This window comes from Actinomyces sp. ICM47 (genome assembly GCF_000278725.1).
Lineage (GTDB): Bacteria > Actinomycetota > Actinomycetes > Actinomycetales > Actinomycetaceae > Pauljensenia.
Genome location: NZ_ALCA01000014.1, coordinates 1 through 24,475, shown reverse-complemented (window position 1 = coordinate 24,475; position 24,475 = coordinate 1). Strand labels below are relative to the sequence as shown.

Below are 24,475 nucleotides of genomic sequence, written 5' to 3'. Positions count from 1 at the left end.
GCTTAGAAGAGCTGGAGCGCGCGTACTCCGTGGATGACAAGCTCGACGCCGATGACGAGGATCAGGAAGCCCATGATGCGCACGATCGCGCCGACGCCGGTAGCTCCCAGCTTGTCGATCCAGGGCGTCGCGTAGCGCAGAAGCAGCGCGATGGCGGCGGCCGTGATGAGGATGCCCAGGACGATGCCGATGTGAAAACCGACGGCGGTGTTACGGGCGGCCAGCGCGATGACGACGCCGATTGAGCCGGGACCCGCGATGAGGGGCAGCGCCATGGGAGAGAAGGAGACGTCCGCCTTGGCTGTCGCGTGCTGAGCCTCCTCGTGGGTGGAGCGCCGCTTGTTTTCCAGCATCGAGAAACCCGAGTGTGCGACGACCAGGCCGCCGGCGATTTGCAGGGAGGGCAGGTCGAAGCCGAAGAAACGCATGATGAGTGAGCCGCTGATAGCGAACACTGTGAGGATCGCAAAGACATAGATGCCGGTCTTCCACGCCTGGGAGCGCACCGCCGCCGGGTCGTCGGCGGCGGTCAGGCCCGCGAAGGCGGCGAGGCCTCCGATCGGGTTGGTGATCGGAGCGAGCGCCAGGATCGTCGCTGAGATTCCTGCGAGAACGGTCGTCATGGGGGCAATCCTACATGGTGGCGTGTTGGCGCGAGTGAGCGGTCTGCTCAGACGCGGCGGGCCCCGAAAATGGCCGTTCCCAGGCGCACGATGGTCGCCCCTTCGGCGATGGCCCACTCGAGGTCCCGGCTCATGCCCATCGACAGCGCCAGCTCGGCCTCTTCGATGCTCAGGCGCACCGCCGCCTCGTCCCTGATGTCGCGCAGCTGCGCGTAGGCGGCGCGCACGTCGGCTTCGACGGGGGAGTTCAGGCCCACCGTCATGAAGCCCGCGAGCTGGAGGTGAGCCGAGGCCTCGACCGCATCGATAAGCTGCGCGACGTCGGCGGGCGCGCACCCGTGCTTGGTGGCCTCGCCCGACACGTTCACCTCGATGAAGACGGGGAAGGGGCCGGTGGCGCGCGCGTCGATCTTCGCAGCCAAGGCGGGGGAGTCCAGCGACTCGATTGCATCCACGCAGGCCAGTGCGTGATTGATCTTGTTGGACTGGAGAGGACCGATCAGGTGGAGGCGGGCACCGGGCACCTCGCGGATCGCGGCCACCGTCGCGCGCGCCTCCTGTACTCGGTTGTGGCCCAGCAGGATCGGCAGCCCCGCCTCGGCGAGGGCAGTAGCGGCGGCGCGGCACTCCTCGGGTGTGCGTGTCTTGACCGCCAGCTCCAACGTCACGGAATCGGTGCGGCCACACGCGGAGGTGGCGCGGTCGATGCGGTCGCGGGCGGCATCGATGGCCTCGGGAATACTCATGGCCTCATGGTACGCGGGCGCGGCTTTCGGGGTTCAATCAGGGGCGTCTCAGGGCTGGCAGGGGCCTGCCCCGTGGCACACTAGAATGTTCGCGACACACGGAAAGGACAAACAAAAACAATGCGTACCCTGCTCAACATCATCTGGTTTTTCTTCGGAGGACTCCCGCTCTTCCTCGGATATGTGATGGCGGGCATCATCTCCTGCATTTTCATCGTGACGATCCCTGCGGGCGTGGCCTGCTTCCGCATCGCCGGTTACGTGCTGTGGCCTTTCGGCAAGCGCGTCGTCGACAAGCCGAACGCGGGTGCTGGCTCGGCCCTCATGAACATCGTGTGGTTCCTTGTCGCGGGCCTGTGGCTCGTCATCGGGCACATCACGACCGCTGCCGCGCAGGCCGTCACGATCGTCGGCATCCCGCTGGCTATCGCCAACCTCAAGATGATTCCGATCACCTGCTTCCCCTTCGGTAAGGTCGTCATCGACGACCCGACTGCGTCCATCCTCTGACGCGTCCTACACTGGGGTCATGGCTCGTAAACACAGCAAGGACCACGGCGGTGGCCCCACCCGCGCCATCGAGGCGCTCACGGCGGCTGGCGTTGCTTTTACCATCCACGAGTACGAGCACGACCCGGCCGCCCGGGCGTTCGGTGAGGAAACAGTCGAGAAACTGGGCATCGACCCCACGCAGGCCTTCAAGACGCTCATGGTGCGCCTGGAACCCACCGGCGAGTTCGTCGTCGGCTGCGTGCCCGCCCTGGCTCACCTGTCCATGAAGCTGATCGCCAAAGCCGCCGGTGCCAAGAGCGCCGCCATGGCCGATCCGGCCGTCGCGCAGCGCCGCACCGGCTACGTCGTGGGCGGCATCAGCCCGCTCGGGCAGACGACCTCGCACCGGCTGTTCATCGATTCGACGTGCCTGGACCACGAGACCATGATTGTCTCTGGCGGGCGCCGAGGCCTCAGCGTTGAGCTGAGTCCCCTGGATCTCGTCGAACTGACGAACGCGGAGGTCACGGACCTTGCGCAGGTCTGACCCCGGCCTCGTCCGGTTTCCGTCCGCCCCCCGGACGGAGGGGGAATGCGGGGGCGAGCTGTCACGTTGTTTTACTCGGCGGAAAGCTGTATGCGTCAAAATAGGCCCTGCGGTAGATTCGCCTGGTATCCACGGACCGCCGGCCCGTCCTGACACGAAAGTGCCCCGCATGACAGCTCACAAGCCCCTCGCCCTCACCGCCGTGACCATCGCTGCCGCCATGGCGCTCGCGGCCTGCTCGAGCGGTGCCTCCACCGATCCCAACACCATCGAGATCGGATCACTCTACGAACCCGTCAACCTCTCCAACATCGCAGGTGGCGGCCAGGGCGTCACCGAGGCGCTCAACGGTAATGTCTACGAGGGTCTGTTTTCCCTCGCCGACGACGGCACGATTCAGCCGCAGCTGGCCACCTCCTACGACGTGAGCGAGGATGGCCTGACCTACACCTTCCACCTGCGCGATGGCGTGACCTTCTCCGACGGCTCTTCCTTCGATGCGGCCGACGCCGTTCACTCGATCAACCGCGTCTTGGCCGACGACTCCCAGTCCGCGCGCAAGTCACAGCTGGCCGTCATCAACTCGGTCGAGACCACAGATCCCCAGACGCTGACCGTGACGCTCTCGCAGCGCTCGATCTCCCTGCCCTACAACCTGTCCTACCTGTGGATGGTTCCCGAGGGCTTCGACTCGCAGACCGAGACCGACGGCACCGGCCCCTACACGCTGGATGCGTGGACGAAGGGTTCAACCCTGGCGCTCAAGGCCCGCGACGGCTACTGGGGCGACGCCCCCAAGAACGACGCGGTCACCTTCCACTACTACACGGATGCTACCGCGATGACGAACGCCCTGAGTGCGGGCGACATTGACATCATCACGTCCTTGCAGTCCCCGGACGCGTTGGCCACGTTCCAGGGCAACTCCGACTTCGTGGTCTCCGAGGGCACCTCGACGACGAAGGAACTGCTCGCCTTCAACGACGCGCAGGCCCCCTTCAACGATGCGCGCGTGCGCCAGGCCATCTACTCGGCCATCGACCGCGAGAAGCTCCTCGAGTCCATCTGGGGCGACGCCGGACAGGTGATCGGTTCGATGGTTCCGCCATCGGACCCGTGGTACGAGGACCTGACCTCCGTCAACCCCTACGATCCCGAGCGCTCGAAGTCGCTGCTGGCCGAGGCCGGGGCGGAGGGCCTGAGCTTTACGCTCGATACGCCCTCCTACGACCCGCACCCCACGGTCGCCGAGTTCGTGAAGTCCGAGCTGGCCAAGGTGGGCGTGACCGTCACGATCAACACGATCACCGCCGACGAGTGGTACTCGAAGGTCTACAAGGAGCACGATTTCGAGGCGACCCTCCAGGAGCACGTCAACACGCGTGACGTCGTGTGGTACGGCAACCCGACGTTCTACTGGGGTTACAACAACGAGGCCGTGACCGCTCTCATCGACGAGGCCGAGCAGGCCTCCACCGAGGATGAGCAGACCGAGAAGCTGCGCGCTGCTAACGAGCAGATTGCGGCGGATGCGGCCAGCGCCTGGCTCTACCTCTACCCGCAGATCGTCGTCGCGCGTTCCAACGTGTCGGGCTACGGCGTGAACGGCCTGAACTCGCAGTTTGTCGTCTCGGGCATCTCCAAGAACTGATGACTCGGTACCTGCTGCGGCGCACCGGGCTGCTGATCCTCACCGGATCGGCAGCCCTCGTGGCGATTTTCGTTCTCCTGCGTCTCCTGCCGGGCGATCCGGCGAATGCGCTTGTGTCGGGCACGGCCACCCCCGAGCAGATCGAGGCGGCCCGCCGCCAGGTGGGTTCGGATCTGCCGTGGTGGAGCCAGTTCGGCGAGTGGGCCTCGGCGCTGCTGCGCGGCGACCTGGGCACCTCGTTCACGTCGGGTTTGAGCGTGAACGACCAGATTGCGTCGCGCATGGCGGTGACGCTGCCGCTGACCCTGGCGGCGTTCGGAATTTCCCTGGTGCTGGCGATTGTGCTTGGGTATGTGGCGGCGCGGGTGCGTCGCTCCTGGGTGGGAACGGTGATCTCCGCTCTCGCGCAGCTGGGTATCGCCGTGCCCGTGTTCTGGATCGGCATGCTCCTGGTCCTGGCCTTCGCCGTGAATCTGCACTGGCTGCCCGCCTCGGGGTTCCCCGCGCGCGGGTGGACGAACGCCGCGCAGGCGGTGCGTGCCCTCGTCCTGCCGACCCTGACGATTGTCCTGGTGTCCACGGCCTCGCTGACGCGCTACACGCGCAGCGCCGCCCTGGACGTCCTCGATGCTCCGTTCCTGCAGTTCGCGCGGTCCCTGGGCGAGTCGCGCGGCGAGGCGATGGTGCGCCACGGCCTGCGCGTCGCCTCGATCCCGGTCATCTCCATCGCCGGCATCGAGCTGGCCACCACGTTCATCGGCGCGGTCGTCGTCGAGCAGGTCTTCGCCCTACCGGGCCTCGGCTCGATGCTGACGACCGCGATTGACCAGCACGACTACCCATCGATTCAGGGGGTTCTCCTCGTGTCGACGACCCTCGTCCTCGTCATCGGTTTCGCCGCGGACGTCGTGCAGCGCGTCATTGACCCGCGCCTGCGTTCCACCCTGAGCGCGGGAGGTCGCCCGTGAACGCCCGCCGCATCCCGCTGTCCCTGATCGTCGGCGCGCTCCTGGTGGGCGTGCTCGTGCTCATCGCCCTCGTCTCTCTCGTGTGGCTTCCGTACCCGATCGAGGACACGAGCGGCGGACGCCTCGAAGGTTTTTCTGCCGACCATCTCCTGGGCACGGACCGCCTGGGCCACGACCTGGCCTCGCGCATGATGGTAGGCGCGCGCATCGCCCTCATCGTCGGCCTCGGAGCCGTCGCTGTCGCCGCCCTCATCGGCGTGAGCGTCGGCCTGGCCATCGCGCTGGCCCGCCCGTGGGTGGACGACGTGGCCTCGGCCCTGCTCGACGTGCTCATCGCCTTCCCGACGCTGCTCCTCGCGATGCTCATCGTCGCGGGCTTCGGCGCCTCCTTGGCGACGGTGACCGTCGCGATTGGCGTGGCCGCCTCGGCCGTCGTCGCGCGCCTGACTCGCATCCTGGCTCGGCGAGTCCTCGCCGAGCAGTACGTGCTGGCCGCCCGCACCTCGGGTGTACCTACGTGGGGGATCCTCACCCGCCACGTCCTGCCTAACATCTGGCCGACCCTGGCCACGAACCTGGCCGTCACCATGGGTGGTGCCGTCCTCGCCGAGGCCGGGCTGTCCTATCTGGGTCTGGGTGCGCCCCCGCCGAACGCCTCCTGGGGCCGCCTCCTGCAAGACGCGCAGGCCACCTTCACGACGCAGCCGCTGGGCGCCATCGCCCCGGGCGTCGCGATCGTCGCCTTCGTCCTGGGAGCCAACCTCGCGGCCGACGGCCTGCGTTCCCTCATCGACCCCACCCAGGGAGGTGCGAAGTGAGCCTGTCCATCACTGACCTGAACGTGTGGATCGGGGACGCGCACATCCTGCGCGGCATCACCCTGGAGGTGCCCGACGGGCAGCATGTCGGCATCATCGGGTCCTCTGGCTCGGGCAAGTCCATGCTGTCCCTGACGATCATGGGACTGCTGCCCGAGGGCGCGCGTGTGGAAGGCTCGATCCGCTGGGACGGCCGCGAGCTCGTCGGTGCCTCCGAGTGGGAGCTGCGCGCGCTGCGCGGCTCGCAGATCTCCATGATGTTCCAGGACCCCGCGACCTCCCTTGACCCGCTCATGAGGCTCGGCAAGCAGATCGCCCTGCCGCTGCGCCGCCACCGCGGCCTGCGAGGTGCCGCCCTGCGCGAGGCCATCGAGCGCGCGCTCGCCGAAGTCGCCCTGCCCGACCCCACGCGCATCGCCCGGTCCTTCCCGTACGAGGTCTCGGGTGGCCAGCGCCAGCGCGTCGCCCTGGCCATGACGCTCGCTGCCTCGCCCTCCCTGCTCATCGCCGACGAGCCCACGACCGCGCTCGACGTCACCGTCCAGCGCACCGTCCTGGACCTGCTCGACGAGGTCACCCGCGAGCGAGGCGTCAGCCTCCTGTTCATCAGCCACGACCTGCCCGTCGTCGCACGCATGGCCGACCGCGTCATCGTCGTGGACGCCGGCCGCATCACCGACGACGTGTCCGTCGAGGTCATCCGCTCCGCGCCGGATACGCTCTCCGACTCGGCGCGCTCCATCGCGTCCGCCGCACGCGCACTCGACTCCGTGTTCGAGCGTATCGGCGCCGTCCGCCCCGACTCCCAGCCCGGCCACGCGCCCCACGAGGCGGGGGAGCGCGAGGGGGAGCCTGCCTCGTCGACCGATAACGAAGGGAACGCCCATGAGTGAGCCGATCCTGAGCGCCAGCGGCGTCTCCTTCCGGTACCCGGGCAGCGACGCTGGCCTGGACGACATCAGCGTCGAGGTGCGTGCGGGCGAGTCCGTTGCGCTCGTTGGCGAGTCGGGCAGCGGCAAGACGACGCTTGCCCGCGTGCTTCTCGGGCTTCTCGCGCCGAGCGCGGGTGAGGTGCTGCTGGACGGCGAGGTCGTCCGCGCCTCCTCGAAGTCATCGATGCGGACGCTGCGCCGCAGCGTCCAGACCGTCTTCCAGGACCCGTTCTCCTCCCTGGATCCGCGCATGACAATCGGCGCGTCCATCGCCGAACCCCTGCACGCCCTGGGGGTTTCGCGCGGGGAGGAGGCTCGTGCCCGCGTGCGCGAGGTCCTCACCGACGTCGGCATCGACCCGGCGCGCGCGGGGGAGTACCCCGGCTCGTTCTCGGGCGGCCAGCGCCAGCGCATCGCGATTGCCCGCGCGCTCGCCCCCGCCCCGCGCATCCTCATCGCCGACGAGCCGGTCTCCGCGCTCGACATGTCCACGCGCGCCTCCGTCATGGACCTGCTGGGATCGATCACGCGCGAGCGGGGCATGGCCCTCGTGCTCGTGTCTCACGACCTGGCGACCGTCGCCTCCACGTGCGACCGGATCGCCGTCATGCAGCAGGGACGCATCGTCGAGGCCGGGGATACTCGGCAGATCATGTCCGCCCCGCGCGAGCCGTACACGCGCGCACTGATTGAGGCTGTGCCGCGTTTGTAGCGTCAAAGGCTGGGTTTTACAGTGGAGAAGGAACACACAGCTCAAGTGAGCGCGGAAAAACGAGGAGGCTGTGATCGTGTCTGCAGATCTGCGGTACAACGAAGAGACTGAGGCGGCCATGCGCGAGGCTCGCGAGATTGCTGCTGGGCGTCTCTCTGCGGCGCGCTATGGCTCTGCGGCGGAGGCATTTGGGGAGAACGATGACAACCGACATGACTGAACTGAGCCGCCGTGGGCGGGCCGCCTACTGGGTGGTTGCCGTCCTCGCGTGGGCGGGAGTCGCCGCCACCCTCATCATTACGGCCTTCGACGGATATGCTCCGCCCACCTACCATGAAGAGGGACTCTTCGCGGGGGCCGCCCACGGATGGGCGGGCGCGCCCGAGCGCCTTATCAATTGCCTGTCCTACTTCACCGAGCTGTCCAACATCATGGTTGCGATCATCTCGACCCTCCTCGCGCGCCGAGGCCGCGTTGGAGTGTGGGGGAGGGCCACGCACCTGTGCGCCCTCATGATGATCACGGTGACCGCCATCGTGTACGCGCTGCTCATCGCCCCCTACGAGGTCCTCTCCGGCTTCGCGCTCGTCACGAACCCGCTCCAGCACATCGTCGTCCCGGCCGCCTTCGTGGCCGCGGCCGCGCTCGCAGGGCCGCGCGGCGGCATCACGTGGGCGACGCTCGGGCGCGCTCTGCTGATCCCGGTGGCGTGGGTGGCGTACACGCTCGTGCGGGGCTCCTTCGCGCACCAGTACCCCTACGGCTTCGTCAACGTGTGGCGCATCGGCTACGCGCAGGTCGCGATGAACATCGTGGCGATCCTGATTGGCGCCCTGCTCTTCATGGCGCTCTTCGCGGGCGCGGACTGGCTGATCCGCAAGGCGTCGCGGCGCTGACGGTCTGCGCATCTCCCTGACACGGTCTCGTCCGAGACCACTAGAGTGGGGCTATGACCAGTGAACCCGGGCTTGTTCCTGAACTTGTCGTCACCGATTACGAGGCATCGCGCCGTTTTTGGTGCGACCTCGTCGGTTTTTCCCTCCGCTACGAGCGGCCTGAGGAAGGATTCGGCTACCTCGTCCTGGGTAACGCGCACCTGATGCTCGACCAGATCGACCGCGGGAGGACGTGGGCGACAGGTCCCCTTGAGTTCCCCCTTGGTCGGGGTATCAACTTCGAGGTTCAGGTCGACAATCTGGACGGCACGTTGCAGCGCATCACAGAGGCAGGATGGCCGATCTTCGTCGAACCCGAAGAGAAGTGGTACCGGGCGGGAGATATTGAAATCGGCGTCCGCCAGTTCCTCATCCAGGATCCCGACGGCTACCTGCTGCGCCTCCAGCAGGAAATCGGCGAGAGACCCGCTCTGCGAGGATAACTCGGATGGCTGGGACCACGGCCACCCGTGTTGCTTCCTCCCGACTCATCCGAATCGCTACAACGACGACGCTGTGGTGCTCCTCGAATTTGGACGAACCTATCGCGCCCCGACGGTGACCGTCGCCAGGGCGACGCGGTTCGCCTCGTCCGAGGCGGGTACGTCCACGAGGGCGACGATGCGCCAGTCCATGTCCTCCTCGGGGTCGAACAGGGTCTGCGTGGCCAGCCAGAACGTGCCGACCGCAGCCTGATCGACCGCGTCCGCGATCACCTCGATGCGCGCCACCTGGGCGCGCTCGACATCCGACGACACAGTAGCGGGGGCCAGCTCCAGCACGTCCTCGCGGGTCGGGGCCTCGTTCAGCGAACACAGCGACAGGGCGCGCGCACGCTGGTCGATGCCGATCCACTCGTGCTCCGCCCAGTAGCGCTCGAGCACCGTGTCCCACTCGTCCTCGCCCCACGGTGCGACCACCGGGGTGCGCGAGGCCTCGTCCAGGCGCGCCAAGGCCTCGACGTTGTCGCGGCTCATCGCCTCCACGCGCTCGAACAGTGCGCCACGGATTGCCGTGCGGAACGCGTGACGGTTCGTGCTGAAGGGAACTGTCCCGTCCTCCCGCGCGCCAAACGCCAGCTCCGCGCCCTCCGTGCCGTCGCCATCGGACGCGGGGAGGGCCTGGCCCGTGGACATGGCCTCCCACTCGTCCAGCAGCGAGGAGTCGACCGCGCGGATCAGGGCGGACAGCCACGCAATGATCGAGCGCAGCTCGTCGTTCATCAGCTCGTCCGGCACGATCTGGCGCAGTGCTCGGTACGCGTCCGTCAGGTAGCGCAGCACGATGCCCTCGGAGCGGCCCACGTCGTAGCGGCCCACGATCCCCGTGAAGGTCAGCGCGTTCTCGATCATCTCGCGCACGACCGACTTCGGGGAAATCTCCTGGTCCTCGATCCACGGGTTCGCGTGCAGGTACACCGCGAACGCGTCCCCCAGCAGATCGGCCAGCGGGCGCGGCCACGTGACCTCCTCCAGGGCGGCCATGCGCTCGTCGTACTCCATGCCCTGCGCCTTCATCGCGGCCACGGCCTCGGCGCGCGCCGCCTTCTCCTGCGCGAACAGGAGTGGGCGCGGGTCTTCCAGGACCGACTCGATGACCGACACGACGTCCAGGGCGAAAGTCGGGGAGTCCGGGTCCAGCAGCTCGAGCGCCGCCAGCGCGAAGGGGGAGAGCGGCTGGTTGAGCGCGAAGTCATCCGGCAGGTCGGTGGCCGCGCGCAGGCGAGGCTCACCCGACGCCGAGGCCTCAGCAGAAGAGACATGCTCGACGACGCCCGCCTGCTTCATCGACGTGTAGATCTCACCCAGGCGGCGCAGGTGCGGGTTGCGATCCGTGGGTGGATCGTCGTTGTTACGCGCCAGCCACACGAGGTGCTCGCCCGGGTCTCGCCCAGCCGCGGGTGCCCCGGCCAGCACGTTGAGGACCATCGCGTGCGTCATCTCAAAACGGCTCGTGAGCTGCTCGGGGGCGGCGTCCACCAGGCGCTCGAACGTCGAGCGCGTCCACGAGATCTCGCCCGCGCCGGGGCCCTTGCGCTTCTTCGCGGATTTCTTCGCGGCCCGCTTGGCCTCGCGCGCGTCGCGTGCGGCCTCCTGAGCGGCGCTCAGTCGTGCGCGCTCGCGGGCGGCGTCGACCTCGTGCTCGGGTGCCAGGACGCGCACGAAACCGACCGTGTCGAAGCCGGCGCGGCCCGCGCGACCCGCGATCTGGTGGAACTCGCGCGCGCTCACGTGGCGCATGCGCCGACCGTCGTACTTCACGAGCGACGTCATCAGCACCGTGCGGATCGGCACGTTGATGCCCACGCCCAGGGTGTCCGTGCCGCACACGATTGGCAGCAGGCCCGCCTGCGTGAGGCGCTCGACGAGGCGACGGTAGCGCGGCAGCATGCCCGCGTGGTGCACGCCGATGCCCTGCGCGAGCAGCGACTTGAGGGTCTGCCCGAAGCCCTTCGTAAACGACACGCCCGCCAGCTGCGCGGCGATTGCCTTCTTCTGCTCGGGCGAAATCAGCGAGGAACGGTCAAACGACTGCGCGGTGGCGACCGCGTCGCGCTGGGAGAAGTGCACGATGTAGACGGGCCAACGGCCCTCGCCCAGCAGACGCTCAACCGTGTCGGGCAGGCGGTCCACGACGTACTCGAACTCGAGGGGCACGGGACGTTCCGCGTCGTCGATGAGGGACACGTCGCGCCCGGTGCGTTCCTTCCACGCGCGCTCGAAACGCGTCGTGTCGCCCAGCGTCGCGCTCATCGCCACCACCTGCGGGGTCCGCAGCTCCAGGAGCGGCACCTGCCACGCCCAGCCGCGCTGGCGATCCCCGTAGAAGTGGAACTCGTCCATGACGATCATGTCCGCGTCCAGCGTGGGCCCCTCGCGCAGCGACTGATTCGCCAGGATCTCGGCCGTGCAGCAGATGATGGGCGCGTCGGCATTCAGCGAGACATCGCCGGTCACCATGCCGACGTTGTCCGCGCCGAACAGGGACACCAGGTCAAAAAACTTCTCCGACACCAGGGCCTTGAGTGGTGCCGTGTAGTACGAGCGGCCCCCATGCGCCATCGACGTGAAGTGCGCGGCGAGCGCGATCATTGACTTACCCGAACCCGTGGGGGTTGCCGCGATGACGTGGTTGCCCGCGAGGATCTCCACCAGGGCCTCTTCCTGATGGGGGTAGAGCGGACGCCCGGTTCCCTCGGCCCAGGACGTGAAGGCCTCGTACAGGGCGTCGTCGTCCCTCAGCTGGCCCGCGTCCTCCAGGTCGTCCAGGATCTCGTTCAAAGTCGCGCTCATACCCCCATTGTCCCAGACCCCGCCTCCGTCTGCGTCCCCGCACCGCCGGGCCCTTCCCGCAGCTCATCGACGAGGCCGGGACCGGTCAGGCGGACGCGCGCGGGTGGGCGCACGGCGAGACGTCGCCTGCCAGGCGCGAAGCCCTGTGGCAAGATGAACGGGTCCCATTACAGCGCGCGGGCGCGTCCCGCGAAGTGCGCGAGGCCCCGCGACGCAACCACGGCCTCGTCGATAGACACCCCGGGAGGTTCCTGTGGAACAATTCGCCTTGCTTGAAAAGGCCATCGCCGACTGGATCACGTTGAACGTGACGATTTACGTCCTGATCGGGGTGGGCCTGTTCCTGACGGCCCGTTCCCTTTTCGTGCAGGTGCGCCTCTTCCCGGAGATGATCCGCACCGTCCTGGGGTCGCGCAAAGGCGCGGACGGCGGCATCTCGTCCTTCCAGGCTTTCGCGATTTCGCTGGCCGCGCGCGTGGGTATCGGCAACGTGTTCGGCGTGGCCGCCGCCCTCCTCATGGGTGGTCCCGGCGCGATCTTCTGGATGTGGGTCGTTGCCCTGGTCGGCATGGGCACCGCATTCTTCGAGGCGACGCTCGCCCAGATCTTCAAGGTCAAGCACTCCGACGGCTCCTTTCGCGGCGGCCCCGCCTACTACATGAAGCGCGGCATGAAAAACCGCGTGCTGGCCAATATCTTCGCCGTCATCACCGTCGTGACCTGCGGTATCGTCATCACCTCCGTGCAGTCCAACGCCATCGCGGGCACGCTGACCAGCGCCTTCGGCGAGGCCGCTAAGCAGCCCCTCCAGGGGGCCGGTGGCTTCTCGGCCGCGCAGCTGACGATCGCTGGCCTGATCTTCGTCTTCTCAGCGATGGTCATCTTCGGTGGCATCCGCACCGTCGCGCGCGTCACTGAGTGGATGGCCCCGATCATGGCAACGATCTACGTCATCATGGTTGCGATCATCTGCCTGATGAACCTCTCGCAGTTCGGCACTGTGCTCGGCCAGATTTTCACCTCCGCCTTCTCCGCCCAGGCGACGGTCGGTGGCCTGGGCGGCGGCATCGTCGCCGCGATGATCAACGGCACCAAGCGCGGCCTCTTCTCCAACGAGGCCGGCCAGGGTACCGCTCCCAACGCCGCTGCGACCGCGACCGTGTCGCACCCGGTGCGCCAGGGCCTCATCCAGTCCCTGGGCGTCTTCATCGACACCATCGTCGTGTGCACCGCGACCGCCTTCGTCATCCTGCTCGCGGGTCCCGAGGTGTGGGGCGGCGACGGCGTGGATCCCTCGAACCTGACGACCCTGGCTGTCGCCAACGAGCTGGGTGCCTGGACGATCGTACCCATGGCCATCCTGATCTTCGTCCTGGCCTACTCCTCGGTGATCGCGGCCTACGTCTACTCCGACACGAACATGTCCTTCGTCTTTGGGGACGCGTCCTGGGCGACCTGGACCGTGCGCGTCGTGTGTGTCGTGTCGGCCACGGTCGGCGCGCTGCTGAGCCTGGACGTCGTGTGGAATGCCGTCGACATCGCGATGGCGGTCATGACGATCACCAACTTGGTCGCCCTCATCTTCCTGTCGCGTTGGGTCGTTGGCGCGCTCAAGGACTACCAAGCGCAGCGCAAGGCTGGCATCGAGGATCCCGTCTTCGTCGGCCACAACAACCCGCTCCTGCCGCGCGATGTCCCGGGTAACGTCTGGAGGCGCCCCAAGAACAAGAAGCACTAACAGAGAGAAAATCGGGTCCGCGGGGCACACTTTGTGCCTCACTCACCCGACGCCTCTCCGAGTCCGGCACGCCCCTCGCGTGCCGGACTCGCGTCATTCCCGCCTCCGTTCCCCGGCCTCGTCTACCTCCTATCCTCGCCGAGGCCTCGAAACCGTCGGCGCTTCACCCGACGCTGGGCTGCTCGCGGGTTAGGCTACTGCCATGAGAATCGCACGTTTTTCCGATGGAACGAACCCGGTCTATGGTGCTCTCGAGGAGGGATCGAAGCGGATTGTCGGCCTCAAGGGCGACCCTCTGTTCTCGCCGGTGGAGCCTTCCGGCCAGATCTACGAGCTGGATGAGGTCCGGCTGCTCTCCCCGGTAATCCCGCGCTCAAAGGTCGTGGGCATCGGCAACAACTACTCGGATACGCCGATTCCGGCCGACGAGCGCCCCGAGCCGCCGATGTTCCTGAAGGCCAACACCTCGGTGATCGGGCCCGACGACCCGATTGCGATCCCCGCGTGGTCGGATGAGGTGGCTTTCGAGGGCGAACTCGCCATCGTCATCAAGTCCCTGGCCAAGGACGTGAGTGTCTCGGATGCGCCTCAGGTGATTCTCGGCTACACGGTCGCCAACGACGTTACCGCCCGCGACGCGATGACGGGCGGGCCCTGGGCGCGCGGCAAGTCCTTCGACACCTCCTGCCCGCTGGGTCCGTGGATCACGGTCGATCCCACCCTCGACGTCACGAACCTGGCGATCCGCTCCTACCTGAATGGGGAGAAGGCGCAGGACAGCTCGACCGCACACATGATCTGGAGCCCCTTCGAGCTGGTTTCCTACGTGTCCCACCAGATGACGCTGCTGCCCGGCGACGTCATCGTGACGGGTGCCCCCGCGGGCTGCGGGCGCGTGGATGCGGGTGACCGCGTGGAGATCGAGATTGAGGGGATTGGGAGCCTGATGAATCCCGTCGTCCGAGCATGAACGTGTGACCTGTGTGATAGGATTACGTCGTTCTGACAATATCTCCGTCACATAGGAGCACACCGTGAGCGAACCGCAGTCATCGGGCGCGCTGGCCGTCGAAATGGCCGGCCTGGACGTCATTCCAGAATCCGATCGCAAGGGAAAACCCTCCGACCTGTTCATGCCGTGGTTCGCGGCGAATATCTCGGTCCTGGGTATCTCGTGGGGATCGTGGGTCCTCGGCTTCGGGCTCTCCCTCGCCCAGGCCATCGTCGTGTCCCTCGTGGGCGTGACCCTGTCCTTCCTGGTCTGCGGCTTCATCGCGATTGCGGGCAAGCGCGGCTCCGCGCCGACCCTTGTGCTGTCGCGCGCGGCCTTCGGCTTCAACGGCAACCGCGTGTCTGCCGCGATCTCGTGGATCCTGACGGTGGGCTGGGAGACCTTCCTGGCGATCATGGCCGTCCAGGCCACGGCCACGGTCATGGGGGCGCTGGGCTTTACGAATCACGTCGTCGCTCAGATCCTTGCCCTGATCCTCGTCGTCGTTCTGGCGGCCGGCTCGGGCATCCTCGGTTTCGAGGCGATCATGAAGGTCCAGACGTGGATCACGTGGGCCACTGCAGCCCTGACGATCATCTACCTGGTGCTGGTCGCTCCAACAATCAACTTCGCGGTCCTCTCCTTGCGCCCCGCGGCACCCCTGACCGCGGTGCTCGGAGCGGGCTGCATGCTCCTCGTGGGTTTTGGCTTCGGTTGGATTAACGCGGCCGCCGATTACTCGCGCTACCTGCCGCGCGAGGCCTCGACGAAGGGCGTGGTCGGGTGGACGACGGTGGGCGCGGCGCTGCCCACGGTCATCCTGGTCTTCTTCGGTATCCTCCTGGTCGGCTCGGCCGACGAATCCCTGTCCGAGGCCATCGGCGGCGACCCGATCGGCGCGCTTACCACGCTGCTGCCGACCTGGTTCCTCATTCCCTTCGCACTGGTCGCGATCCTGGGCCTGATTGGCGGCATCGTCATGGACATCTACTCCTCGGGCCTGTCGCTGCTGGCCACGGGTGTGCCCGTCTCGCGCCCGGTGGCCACCGCGATTGACGGCACGATCATGACGGTCGGGACAATCGTCGTCGTGTTCTTCGCGGATTCCTTCCTGACGCCCTTCACGGCGTTCCTCACGACCCTGGGCGTCGTCATCGCCGCGTGGGGCGGCGTCATGCTGGCGGACATCGCGCTGCGCCACAAGGACTACGATGAGCCTTCGCTCTTTACTCCCTCTGGCCGCTATGGCTCGGTGAACTGGGGCGCGGTCGCCTCGCTGGTCGTTGGTTCGCTGGTGGGCTGGGGCCTCGTCGTCAATGCGAGCGCCTCCTGGCTGTCCTGGCAGGGCTATCTCCTCGGCCCGCTGGGCGGTCGCGAGGGCGATTGGGCGGGTGCCAATATCGGTATTCTCCTGGCGATGGTCGTGGGCTTCGTCGGCTACTGGGTGACCAGCGCGGGCCGCGTGCGCGCGCAGGAGAAGCTGGCCTCGCGCACGTACGCGCAGGGCGCGGAAAAAGGCGAGCAATGAGCGTCGACCCGCGTTTCACACAGGCTCTCCTGGATGACGAGGCCGTGGCAGCTGCCCGGGTCCTCACTGACCTCGCGGGACGTCCCGATGCCCTCGTTGTGCTCGGCTCAGGCCTGGCTGACGCTCTCGACGAGGCCTGGGGAGCCCCCGCGGCCACCGTGCCCCTGGGCGAGATCCCCGGCGTCGTCACCCCGGTTGCGGACGGGCATGGCGGCGAGCTGCGCGCGTACGAGACGAGCGGGGGAGTAGTCCTCGTGGCCACGGGGCGCACGCACCTCTACGAGGGGCTGGGTGTCCGCCCCGTCACCGCCCTGGTTCGCGCGGCTGCGGCTGCCGGGATCAGCCGCGCGGTGCTCACGAATGCGAACGGCTGTCTGCGGCCTTGGAACCTGGGTGACGTCATGGCGATCACTGACCATGGGAACCTCAGCGGCACCTCGCCCTTCGACGGCCCGCTGTTCCTGGACGTGTCGACCGTGTGGGATGCTCAGATGACGGATGCGTTGCGCGGTGTGTGCCAGCGTGAGGGCGTCTACGCGATCCTGCGAGGCCCCGAGTACCAGACGATGGCTGAAACCCGGATCCTCGCGGGCCTCGGCGTTGACTGCGTGGGCATGTCGACCGTCATGGAGGCCCTTACCCTGCATGCCCTGGGTGTGCGCGTCGCCGGCATGTCGGTCGTTTCCGACCTGTCGTTCGCCGACGCGCCCACGGACCCGACCGCCGTCGTTGAGGCAGCCTCTGCGGCCCGCCAGACCGTGGTCGTCGGCATCGAGGCGGCCCTGAAAGCCTGAGTGCACGCACAGAGACAAACGAGGCCGTGGCCGGGGGTGGATGTCCACCGTTCCCGGCCACGGCCTCGTGTTATACGAAAAACCAATCAGAGCAGGGCGAGGACACGCTCGACGATCCGCGACGCGACGTCGGGGGCGCACGCCAGGTTGATGCGCGCCCACGAGGCGTAGTCGGTGCCCAGGGTGCGTCCCTCGTTGGTGCCGATGTGGGCGCGTTCGCGCAGCGTCGCGGCGGGGGAGAGGGGTCCCAGGTCGATGCCCTCGAAGCCCCACCAGGTCAGGTAGGTGCCCTCAGGGCGCACGAAGTCGATTGGGGTGTCCGCGAGAGAACGCTCCACCAGGTCCACGTTCGAGCGGATCAGGTCCTTGACCTCGCGCTGCCATGCATCGCCGTGCTCGTAGGCAGCGATGGCGCCGAGCGTGCCGATAACGTTGGCGTCGTGGCGCACGTCCGCGGCGAACACGTCCCAGCGCTCGCGCAGCGCCTCGTCGGGCAGGATGACCTGCGCGGAGGGCAGGCCCGCGATGTTCCAGCCCTTCGACGCGGCGGTCGCCGTCACCGTGTGGGAGGCAAACGAAGGGCCGAGGCTCGCGTAGGAGACGAAGGGAATCTGCTCGTCCAACACGAGGGGGGAGTGGATCTCGTCGGAGAACACGAGCGCGTCGTAGTCGGAGACCACGTCGTGCAGGGCGCGCAGCTCATCCTCGCGTAGGACGCGGCCAACCGGGTTCCACGGGTTGCACAGGATGACGAGGCCAGCCCCGGCCTCGAGACCCGCGCGGATCCCCTCCAGGTCGAGCGCCCAGCCGTGCCCGCCGGCGCGCGTGCCGCGCAGTGAGGGAACCTCGATGACGGGGTGGTCGAACTTGCCCGGAATCGTCAGGAAGGGCATGTAGGCGGGCGTCGGTACGATGATCGGTGCTCCCGGGCGCACCAGGTGATCAATCGTTGCCTCGAGCGCGGGCAGGACCGAGGTAATGAGGCGCACCTGCGAGGCGTCCACGTCCCAGCCGAAGCGACGCTTCTGGAACTCCGCAGTCGCGCCCGCGATGCGAGGCTCCAGCCAGGTCGGCTGGTAGCCCAGCAGACCGTCGTCAATCGCGCCCTTCATCGCATCGGCGACCTCCGGGGCTGTCCCGAAGTCCATCTCCGCGACCCACGCGCCAATCGTCGGCTCACCTTTCGCTGTCGTGATGCCGGTCCACTTCAGGGAGCCGGTGCGGTAGAGGTGGGAGTCGGAAAAGAGTCGAACGGACACGGTGTCCTCCTGGATGAGTCGGTGGATACGGCGCGCGCCGATCCCGGTAAAGCAACCATGGTATACACGGTTCCACCTCGCGTCGCAGCGCACCCGCCCATCAAGCAAATGCAACAGCGCCTCTGGAGTAGGATGGGGGAATCATGAGTGAAACAACTGCCACCGGTGCCGACGTTCGCGTCCGCTTCTGCCCCTCGCCCACTGGAACCCCTCACGTCGGCATGGTCCGCACGTGCCTGTTTAACTGGGCCTACGCCCGCCACACGGGAGGAACCTTCGTCTTCCGTATCGAAGACACGGATGCCGCCCGCGACTCCCAGGAGTCCTTCGATCAGATCATCGAGTCCCTGCAGTGGCTGGGCCTCGACTGGGACGAGGGCGTCGGTAAGGGCGGCCCGCACGGCCCCTACCGCCAGAGTGAGCGCATGGACATCTACCGTGACGTGGCCGCGCGCCTGCTTGAGGCCGGTTACGCCTACGAGTCCTACTCGACCCCCGAGGAGATCGAGGAGCGTCACCGCGCCAAGGGTGAGGATCCGAAGCTCGGTTACGACGGCTTTGATCGCGACCTGACGGAGGAGCAGGTCGCGGCTTACCGCGCCGAGGGCCGCAAGCCGGTCCTGCGCCTGCGCATGCCCGACGAGGACATCACGTTCACGGACCTGATCCGAGGCGAGATCACCTTCAAGGCTGGCTCGGTGCCGGACTACGTTATCGTGCGCGCCAACGGCCACCCGCTCTACACGCTGGTGAACCCGATTGACGACGCGCTCATGGAGATCACTCACGTGCTGCGCGGTGAGGATCTGCTGTCTTCGACGCCTCGCCAGATCGTCCTGTACCGTGCGCTCGAGGCCATTGGCGTCGCGAAGTTCATGCCGCGCTTCGGTCACCTGCCCTACGTCATGGGCGAGGGCAACAAGAAGCTCTCCAAGCGTGACCCCGAGTCGAACCTGCTGCTCCACAAGGCCGCGGGCATGATCCCCGAGGGCCTCAACAACTATCTGGCTCTCCTAGGCTGGTCGATCGCCCCGGACCGCGACATTTTCTCCATGGAGGAGATGGCCCAGGCCTTTGACATCTCGGACGTGAATCCGAACCCGGCACGCTTCGACCAGAAGAAGGCCATCGCCATCAACGCCGAGCACATTCGCTTGCTGGACGGCGAGGATTTCCGGGCTCGCCTGGTGCCCTTCCTGCATCGCGACGAGCTGGTGTCGGCCGACTCGTTCGAGGCGCTCAATGATCGTGAGCGCGAGATCCTCACCGAGGCCGCCCCGCTCGTTCAGACACGCATCCAGGTCCTCGGTGAGGCCTCCGGTATGCTCGGCTTCCTTTTCGTCGCCGACGACGCGCTGGAGATGGATGAGAAGGCCGTCTCCAAGCTCAAGGACAACGCAGTGGAGGTTCTGGACGCCGCCATCGAGACCGTCGAGGGCCTGACCGAGTTTACGACCGCTTCCCTTGAGGAATCGCTGCGTGCTCGCATCGTCGACGAGATGGGCGTCAAGCCTCGCCTGGCCTTCGGGCCGCTGCGCGTCGCCGTGACCGGCCGCCAGGTCTCCCCGCCGCTGTTCGAGTCCATGGAGATCCTGGGCCGCGACTCTTCGCTGGCCCGCCTGCGCGCCCTGCGCGCCTCCCTGGCCTGATCGCTGCGCCCGGCCCCGGCCTCGTCGCCTGTTCATGGGACGAGGCCGGGGCATCGTCATGTGCGCACGCGTCGTTCGACGTCGTATGGGTTCGTTGTGGCAGCGGGCCTCTCGGAGGTTGGCCCCTCTTCCGCACGTGAACCCGCTAATCGGAGTGTGGGCGTGGTCGCCCACGTACGGAACGGGGGGTTTACGTGCGGAACAGGGGGTTTACGTGCGGAACGGGGTAGCCCAACCCTGCAGTACGACCCGCCCTACCACCCGATTTATGAGAGTGACCGTTGCCACTGGCTTTCGATTTGGCATGCGAGCGAGGCTCCGCTAAAGTTATCTCCTGTCGCCAGCGACGTGAGAACGAAGCGGGTGATAACCAATGGGGTATGGTGTAATTGGCAACACAGCTGATTCTGGTTCAGCCATTCTAGGTTCGAGTCCTGGTACCCCAGCGATCTGAAACGTCAGTTTCAGTCGAGGCCCCCATCGTCTAGCGGCCTAGGACGACGCCCTCTCACGGCGTTAACACCGGTTCAAATCCGGTTGGGGGTACCACGAGCCTCGTCACCGTTGCGGTGGCGAGGTTTTTGTTTACCGCGATGCCGCGGTTTTTCTTGTGCTTTGCAGAAAACTTTGCTCACCGTTACACAGTGTCTAACCTTGTAACCAGCCCCCGTAGGGGGGATCGTTTTGGACGAGGGAGTCTTTCGTGACAGACCGACACAACAGGACGCTGCTGCGTCGAGCCCTGGGCGTAGGCGCTGCGCTTGCGCTGATGGGGGGCGCGCTCCCGGCAGCCTGGGCTGAGCCAGGGGAGGAGGCAACAAATCAGGACGCGGGTGCGGAGGCCGTCGACACGGAGGGTGCGACCGGCGGCGACGACCTCCTGGTGACAATCCCTGGTAACCATAATAAGGCGATGGGGTGCGACGCCGACTGGGCTCCCGACTGCGCTAAGACCGCCTTGACGCGCGACGCGACGGGCGTCTACACCGCGACATTCACTCTGCCCGCGGGCGACTACGAGTACAAGGTTGCCGAGGGCGGCTCGTGGGATGCCTCCTACGGCCAAGGAGGAGCAGCCGGGGGAGCGAACATCGCCTACTCTCTGAAGGAAGAGACTGCGGTCACCTTCTACTACAACCACGCGACTCACCGCGTGTGGAATAACGTCTCCGACCAGATGGTGACGCTTCCGGGTTCCTTCCAAAAGGACCTGGGTTGCGCCGACAACTGGAAGCCTGAATGCCTGGCCCCGCTCATGGAGCCTGTGGGCGGGGGTACCTACACCTACGAGACGAGGGCACTGCCTGAGGGCACGTACGAGCTGAAGGTTGCTGTCGGCGGCTCGTGGGATGAGAACTACGGGCAAGATGGTGCCGCCGGTGGTGCTAACTACCAGTTTGCGACGAAGGCGAACAAGCTCGTGACATTCACCTACGATTCCGCGACCCACAAGCTGGACATCGCCTCCGCTGACGTTCCCGTTGTCGGCGTCGGCGAGCAGCGCGCTTACTGGGTCAATGCCACAACCCTGGCGTGGCCGACCTCGCTGCTGCCCCAGGGAGTCACGCGTGCCCAGGTCCTCGACGGCTCCGCGAAGCTGAGTTACGAGCTGGTCACCGCGCCCGAGGGTGGTGCTGCCCTAACGGACGGTGCTATCACCGGAGCGACCCTCACGCCGCTGACCGTCGCCGGCGACCTGCCTGCGGACGTCACGATGGCTCACCCGAACCTCAACGGCTACATCGCCCTGAAGGCCCCCTTCGACGAGGCCGGGGCGGGCGAGGCGCTCACCGGACAGGTGATGCTCGCGCAGAAGTCCGGTGAGACTGTGAATGCCTTCACGGGTGTGCAGATCGCCCCTGCGCTCGACTCCATCTACGCGCCCAAGGCCGCCCAGGCCTCGTACGGCGTGGGATGGAACGACGCGGGCAAGCCGACCTTCGCCCTGTGGGCCCCCACCGCCAAGGACGTGACCCTGCTGTCGTGGAACACGCGTACTCCGAGGGGCGCTGACCCCGAGGTGTCGGGCGCGCCCGTGCGGACCGCGGCGACGCGCACCGACGACGGACGCTGGAGCGTCGACAATGCCGACGGTGCCATCACCGAAGGAGCCCAGTACCTGTGGGAGGTGCGCGTCTACGTGCCCTCCACCGGTGCCGTGGAGACTAATCAGGTGACCGACCCCTACTCGGTGGGCCTGACCGCGAATTCGACGCGCTCGGTTGCCGTCAACATGGATAACCCCGCAATCGCCCCCTATGGTTGGAAGAACACCAAGGCCCCCGTCATCGAGGATGACGCACAGCGTTCCATCTACGAGTTGCACGTGCGGGACTTCTCGGCGGCCGACAAGTCCGTCCCCGAGGACATGCGCGGCACCTACATGGCGTTTACGCAGTACCAGTCCAACGGCATGCGCCACCTGACGGAGCTGGCATCTGCGGGCATGAATACGGTGCACCTCCTGCCGACCTTCGACATTGCGACGATTCCTGAGAAGCGCTCCGAGCAGCTGGTCCCTGCGATCCCGAAGGACGCTGGTCCCGCGGATGAGGCTCAACAGGCGGCCGTGTCCGCGGTGGCTGATCAGGACGCCTACAACTGGGGGTACGACCCGCTGCACTGGATGGCCCCCGAGGGATCGTACGCGACCGTGTGGCACCAGAATGGCGGCGCGCGTATCCGTGAGTTCCGTTCCATGGTCGGCGGTCTGCACTACATCGGTATGCAGGTCGTCCTCGACCAGGTCTACAACCACACGCCGGCCGCAGGCCAAGATGCTCACTCGGTGCTCGACCGCGTCGTTCCGGGCTACTACCAGCGCCTGAGCGCCTCCGGTGAAGTCGAGACGTCGACGTGTTGTTCGAACGTTGCTACTGAGAATGTCATGAGTGAACGCCTCATGATCGACTCGATGATTCACTGGGCGAAGTACTACCACGTCGACGGCTTCCGCTTCGACCTGATGGGTCACCACCCGGCTGAAGAGATGAAGCGTGCCAAGGAGGCTCTCTCGCAGCTCACCCTCGAGAAGGACGGCGTGGACGGATCGCGACTCTACATCTACGGCGAGGGCTGGAACTTCGGTGAGGTTGCGAACAACGCGCTGTTCACGCAGGCCACGCAGGGCCAGCTGGACGGCACCGGCATCGGCGCGTTCAACGACCGTCTGCGCGATGCGGTCCACGGCGGCGGTCCCTTCGATGACGATCACCGCGTCATGCAGGGCTTCGGTTCGGGCGCGTTCTCGGACTTCAACGGCCTCGATACCCGCTCTGACGCGGAGCGTCGCGCGGACTACCTGCACCGCGTGGATCTCGTGAAGCTGGGTCTGGCGGGCAACCTGAAGGACTACACGCTGACGACTTACGACGGCCAGACCGTGAAGGGGTCGCAGCTGGACTACAACGGTCAGGGCGCGGGGTTCGCGTCCCAGCCTGCGGAGAACGTCAACTACGTGGACGCCCACGACAATGAGACGCTTTTCGATCTGGTGACCTACAAGATGCCCGCGGACGCTCCGATGGAGCACCGCGTGCGCATGTCGCTGATCAGCCAGGCATCCGTGGCATTGGCTCAGTCGCCCTCGTTCTGGGCGTCGGGCACAGAGATGCTGCGCTCGAAGTCCTTGGATCGTGATTCCTTCAACTCCGGTGATCACTTCAACGCGATTGACTGGACGATGAAGGACAATGGCTTCGGTCGCGGCCTGCCCGTCAAGTCGAAGAACGGCGCGGCCTGGGACCATATGCGTCCCCTGCTGGAGAATCCCGATCTGAAGCCGGCCCCAGAGCAGATCGACACCTCCTCGGAGATCGCGATGGACTTCCTGCGCGTGCGTTCGTCTTCGCGCCTGTTCACGCTGGGCAGTGCTGAGCTCATCAACCAGAAGGTGACCTTCCCGAACTCCGGTCCCGAGGCCGTGGATGGGACGATCATGATGCTCATCAACGACGAGGCCGGGGCTGGGACGGACGTTGATCCGGCCCTTGACGGCGCGCTCGTCGTGTTTAACGCGACGGACAAGCAGCTGACGCAGCGCGTCGACGGCCTGGCTGGTCGTGTTTTTAAGCTGCATGACGCTCAGGCCACGGGCGCTGACTCCGTCGTCAAGGGGGCATCCTTCTCGGCGAAGACGGGTGTCGTCACGGTCCCCGCACGCACGGTCGCTGTCTTCACACAGGCAGCGGGGGAGCGGGTTGAACCTGGTCCCATCGCCGAGGACGGCACGTGGATGCGCGCGGCTGACGGGCGCTGGTGGCTGAGCTACCCGGACGGCACGTTCCCTGCGAATGAGCGCGTTCAGTTGGGCGGTGAGACCTACGCCTTCGACGCAGCCGGTTGGATGAAGACCGGCTGGGATAAGGAAGAGGGCCTGTGGCGCTACTACGCTCCCGAGGGACCGATGGCGACCGGCTGGACCGCGACGGGCGGCTCCTGGTACTACCTGGATCCGGAGTCGGGGGTCATGGCCATCGGCTGGCTTGATGACGACGGCACCTGGTACTACCTGAGTGGTTCCGGTGAGATGGCGACCGGCTGGCAGCACCTGGGTGATACCTGGTATTACCTGCATGGCAGTGGCGCGATGGCGACCGGCTGGCTGAAGCTGGGCGGCACCTGGTACTTCTTGACGGGTGATGGCCATATGGCGTCCGGCTGGGTCAAGGACGGCGAATCCTGGTTCTACTGCCAGCCCTCCGGGGCGATGGTAACGGGCCGCGTCGTCGTGGATGGCACCGCCTATACCTTTGACGCCAACGGGCGCCTCGTGCCCTGAGGTGCCAGCGGCGATACGC

The 24,475-nt window shown here is 66.7% G+C and carries 20 protein-coding genes and 2 tRNA genes; 18 read left to right on the top strand and 4 right to left on the bottom strand.

Annotation, left to right across the window (positions count from 1 at the left end; genetic code table 11):
- Positions 1–2 precede the first annotated feature (2 nt).
- Positions 3–623, bottom strand: a complete 621-nt coding sequence (locus HMPREF1136_RS00760) for a MarC family protein (RefSeq protein ID WP_009647375.1) — start codon at positions 621–623, stop codon at positions 3–5.
- A gap of 47 nt (positions 624–670) precedes the next feature.
- A complete protein-coding gene (locus tag HMPREF1136_RS00755; protein ID WP_009647388.1) occupies positions 671–1,369 on the bottom strand; it encodes a YggS family pyridoxal phosphate-dependent enzyme in 699 nt (232 codons plus the stop codon).
- Between the two features lie 120 nt (positions 1,370–1,489).
- On the opposite strand from HMPREF1136_RS00755, the gene HMPREF1136_RS00750 reads away from it, so the two are divergent.
- The 10 genes from HMPREF1136_RS00750 to HMPREF1136_RS00705 all read left to right on the top strand — a co-directional run bounded on the left by HMPREF1136_RS00750 (position 1,490) and on the right by HMPREF1136_RS00705 (position 8,867).
- The gene (locus tag HMPREF1136_RS00750; protein WP_009647395.1) at positions 1,490–1,879 is read left to right on the top strand and encodes a YccF domain-containing protein; all 390 of its coding nucleotides are present in this window, start codon (positions 1,490–1,492) and stop codon (positions 1,877–1,879) included.
- 19 nt (positions 1,880–1,898) lie between these two features.
- Positions 1,899–2,408, top strand: a complete 510-nt coding sequence (ybaK, locus tag HMPREF1136_RS00745; RefSeq protein WP_009647390.1) for a Cys-tRNA(Pro) deacylase — start codon at positions 1,899–1,901, stop codon at positions 2,406–2,408.
- Between the two features lie 169 nt (positions 2,409–2,577).
- A complete protein-coding gene (locus HMPREF1136_RS00740; RefSeq protein ID WP_009647386.1) occupies positions 2,578–4,059 on the top strand; it encodes an ABC transporter substrate-binding protein in 1,482 nt (493 codons plus the stop codon).
- Positions 4,059–5,027, top strand: a complete 969-nt coding sequence (locus HMPREF1136_RS00735; protein ID WP_009647392.1) for an ABC transporter permease — start codon at positions 4,059–4,061, stop codon at positions 5,025–5,027. The genes HMPREF1136_RS00740 and HMPREF1136_RS00735 overlap by 1 nt, the downstream gene beginning before the upstream one ends.
- The gene (locus HMPREF1136_RS00730; RefSeq protein WP_009647374.1) at positions 5,024–5,845 is read left to right on the top strand and encodes an ABC transporter permease; all 822 of its coding nucleotides are present in this window, start codon (positions 5,024–5,026) and stop codon (positions 5,843–5,845) included. Before HMPREF1136_RS00735 ends, HMPREF1136_RS00730 begins: the two co-directional genes overlap by 4 nt.
- Positions 5,842–6,738 (top strand): ABC transporter ATP-binding protein, encoded by an 897-nt coding sequence (locus HMPREF1136_RS00725; RefSeq protein ID WP_009647382.1) that lies wholly within the window; start codon positions 5,842–5,844, stop codon positions 6,736–6,738. Before HMPREF1136_RS00730 ends, HMPREF1136_RS00725 begins: the two co-directional genes overlap by 4 nt.
- The gene (locus tag HMPREF1136_RS00720; RefSeq protein WP_009647394.1) at positions 6,731–7,489 is read left to right on the top strand and encodes an ABC transporter ATP-binding protein; all 759 of its coding nucleotides are present in this window, start codon (positions 6,731–6,733) and stop codon (positions 7,487–7,489) included. The genes HMPREF1136_RS00725 and HMPREF1136_RS00720 overlap by 8 nt, the downstream gene beginning before the upstream one ends.
- Before the next feature lie 76 nt (positions 7,490–7,565).
- Complete coding sequence (locus HMPREF1136_RS00715) at positions 7,566–7,709, top strand: hypothetical protein (protein WP_198002792.1); 144 nt, start codon at positions 7,566–7,568, stop codon at positions 7,707–7,709.
- Complete coding sequence (locus tag HMPREF1136_RS00710; protein ID WP_009647387.1) at positions 7,702–8,385, top strand: Pr6Pr family membrane protein; 684 nt, start codon at positions 7,702–7,704, stop codon at positions 8,383–8,385. Before HMPREF1136_RS00715 ends, HMPREF1136_RS00710 begins: the two co-directional genes overlap by 8 nt.
- 53 nt (positions 8,386–8,438) lie before the next feature.
- On the top strand, positions 8,439–8,867 hold the full coding sequence (locus HMPREF1136_RS00705) for a bleomycin resistance protein (protein WP_009647383.1): 429 nt from the start codon (positions 8,439–8,441) through the stop codon (positions 8,865–8,867).
- Between the two features lie 99 nt (positions 8,868–8,966).
- Here HMPREF1136_RS00705 and HMPREF1136_RS00700 read toward each other — a convergent pair whose 3' ends face one another.
- On the bottom strand, positions 8,967–11,717 hold the full coding sequence (locus HMPREF1136_RS00700; protein ID WP_034504266.1) for a DEAD/DEAH box helicase: 2,751 nt from the start codon (positions 11,715–11,717) through the stop codon (positions 8,967–8,969).
- Between the two features lie 253 nt (positions 11,718–11,970).
- Between HMPREF1136_RS00700 and HMPREF1136_RS00695 the strand changes: the two genes are divergently transcribed.
- From HMPREF1136_RS00695 to HMPREF1136_RS00680, 4 genes are all read left to right on the top strand, one after another.
- The gene (locus tag HMPREF1136_RS00695; RefSeq protein WP_009647393.1) at positions 11,971–13,455 is read left to right on the top strand and encodes an alanine/glycine:cation symporter family protein; all 1,485 of its coding nucleotides are present in this window, start codon (positions 11,971–11,973) and stop codon (positions 13,453–13,455) included.
- A gap of 202 nt (positions 13,456–13,657) precedes the next feature.
- Positions 13,658–14,425 (top strand): fumarylacetoacetate hydrolase family protein, encoded by a 768-nt coding sequence (locus HMPREF1136_RS00690; protein WP_009647378.1) that lies wholly within the window; start codon positions 13,658–13,660, stop codon positions 14,423–14,425.
- 103 nt (positions 14,426–14,528) lie between these two features.
- Positions 14,529–15,974, top strand: coding sequence for a purine-cytosine permease family protein (locus HMPREF1136_RS00685; protein WP_083836178.1), 1,446 nt, complete (start codon positions 14,529–14,531; stop codon positions 15,972–15,974).
- Positions 15,971–16,768: a purine-nucleoside phosphorylase gene (locus HMPREF1136_RS00680; protein ID WP_009647389.1), complete on the top strand. Its 798-nt coding sequence runs from the start codon at positions 15,971–15,973 to the stop codon at positions 16,766–16,768. Before HMPREF1136_RS00685 ends, HMPREF1136_RS00680 begins: the two co-directional genes overlap by 4 nt.
- An 86-nt stretch (positions 16,769–16,854) precedes the next feature.
- Here HMPREF1136_RS00680 and HMPREF1136_RS00675 read toward each other — a convergent pair whose 3' ends face one another.
- On the bottom strand, positions 16,855–18,027 hold the full coding sequence (locus HMPREF1136_RS00675; protein ID WP_009647385.1) for a MalY/PatB family protein: 1,173 nt from the start codon (positions 18,025–18,027) through the stop codon (positions 16,855–16,857).
- Positions 18,028–18,170: 143 nt separating this feature from the next.
- Here HMPREF1136_RS00675 and gltX point away from each other — a divergent pair, with 143 nt between their 5' ends.
- The 4 genes from gltX to pulA all read left to right on the top strand — a co-directional run bounded on the left by gltX (position 18,171) and on the right by pulA (position 24,456).
- Positions 18,171–19,676, top strand: coding sequence for a glutamate--tRNA ligase (gltX, locus tag HMPREF1136_RS00670; protein WP_009647380.1), 1,506 nt, complete (start codon positions 18,171–18,173; stop codon positions 19,674–19,676).
- A gap of 374 nt (positions 19,677–20,050) precedes the next feature.
- A tRNA-Gln gene (locus HMPREF1136_RS00665) sits at positions 20,051–20,122 on the top strand.
- A gap of 27 nt (positions 20,123–20,149) precedes the next feature.
- A tRNA-Glu gene (locus tag HMPREF1136_RS00660) sits at positions 20,150–20,225 on the top strand.
- A 154-nt stretch (positions 20,226–20,379) separates the two neighbouring features.
- Entirely contained in the window at positions 20,380–24,456 is a 4,077-nt protein-coding gene (gene pulA / locus HMPREF1136_RS00655; protein ID WP_009647397.1) for a pullulanase-type alpha-1,6-glucosidase, read from the top strand.
- Positions 24,457–24,475: the final 19 nt, after the last annotated feature.

Excerpts from the sequence above, each read along its gene's own strand:
- HMPREF1136_RS00740 (WP_009647386.1), top strand. The coding sequence starts at position 2,578 with ATGACAGCTCACAAGCCCCTCGCCCTCACCGCCGTGACCATCGCTGCC.
- HMPREF1136_RS00750 (WP_009647395.1), top strand. The coding sequence starts at position 1,490 with ATGCGTACCCTGCTCAACATCATCTGGTTTTTCTTCGGAGGACTCCCG.
- HMPREF1136_RS00735 (WP_009647392.1), top strand. The coding sequence starts at position 4,059 with ATGACTCGGTACCTGCTGCGGCGCACCGGGCTGCTGATCCTCACCGGA.
- HMPREF1136_RS00700 (WP_034504266.1), bottom strand. The coding sequence starts at position 11,717 with ATGAGCGCGACTTTGAACGAGATCCTGGACGACCTGGAGGACGCGGGC.
- HMPREF1136_RS00705 (WP_009647383.1), top strand. The coding sequence starts at position 8,439 with ATGACCAGTGAACCCGGGCTTGTTCCTGAACTTGTCGTCACCGATTAC.
- HMPREF1136_RS00755 (WP_009647388.1), bottom strand. The coding sequence starts at position 1,369 with ATGAGTATTCCCGAGGCCATCGATGCCGCCCGCGACCGCATCGACCGC.
- HMPREF1136_RS00680 (WP_009647389.1), top strand. The coding sequence starts at position 15,971 with ATGAGCGTCGACCCGCGTTTCACACAGGCTCTCCTGGATGACGAGGCC.
- gltX (WP_009647380.1), top strand. The coding sequence starts at position 18,171 with ATGAGTGAAACAACTGCCACCGGTGCCGACGTTCGCGTCCGCTTCTGC.
- HMPREF1136_RS00685 (WP_083836178.1), top strand. The coding sequence starts at position 14,529 with ATGGCCGGCCTGGACGTCATTCCAGAATCCGATCGCAAGGGAAAACCC.
- HMPREF1136_RS00720 (WP_009647394.1), top strand. The coding sequence starts at position 6,731 with ATGAGTGAGCCGATCCTGAGCGCCAGCGGCGTCTCCTTCCGGTACCCG.
- HMPREF1136_RS00690 (WP_009647378.1), top strand. The coding sequence starts at position 13,658 with ATGAGAATCGCACGTTTTTCCGATGGAACGAACCCGGTCTATGGTGCT.
- HMPREF1136_RS00710 (WP_009647387.1), top strand. The coding sequence starts at position 7,702 with ATGACTGAACTGAGCCGCCGTGGGCGGGCCGCCTACTGGGTGGTTGCC.
- HMPREF1136_RS00760 (WP_009647375.1), bottom strand. The coding sequence starts at position 623 with ATGACGACCGTTCTCGCAGGAATCTCAGCGACGATCCTGGCGCTCGCT.
- ybaK (WP_009647390.1), top strand. The coding sequence starts at position 1,899 with ATGGCTCGTAAACACAGCAAGGACCACGGCGGTGGCCCCACCCGCGCC.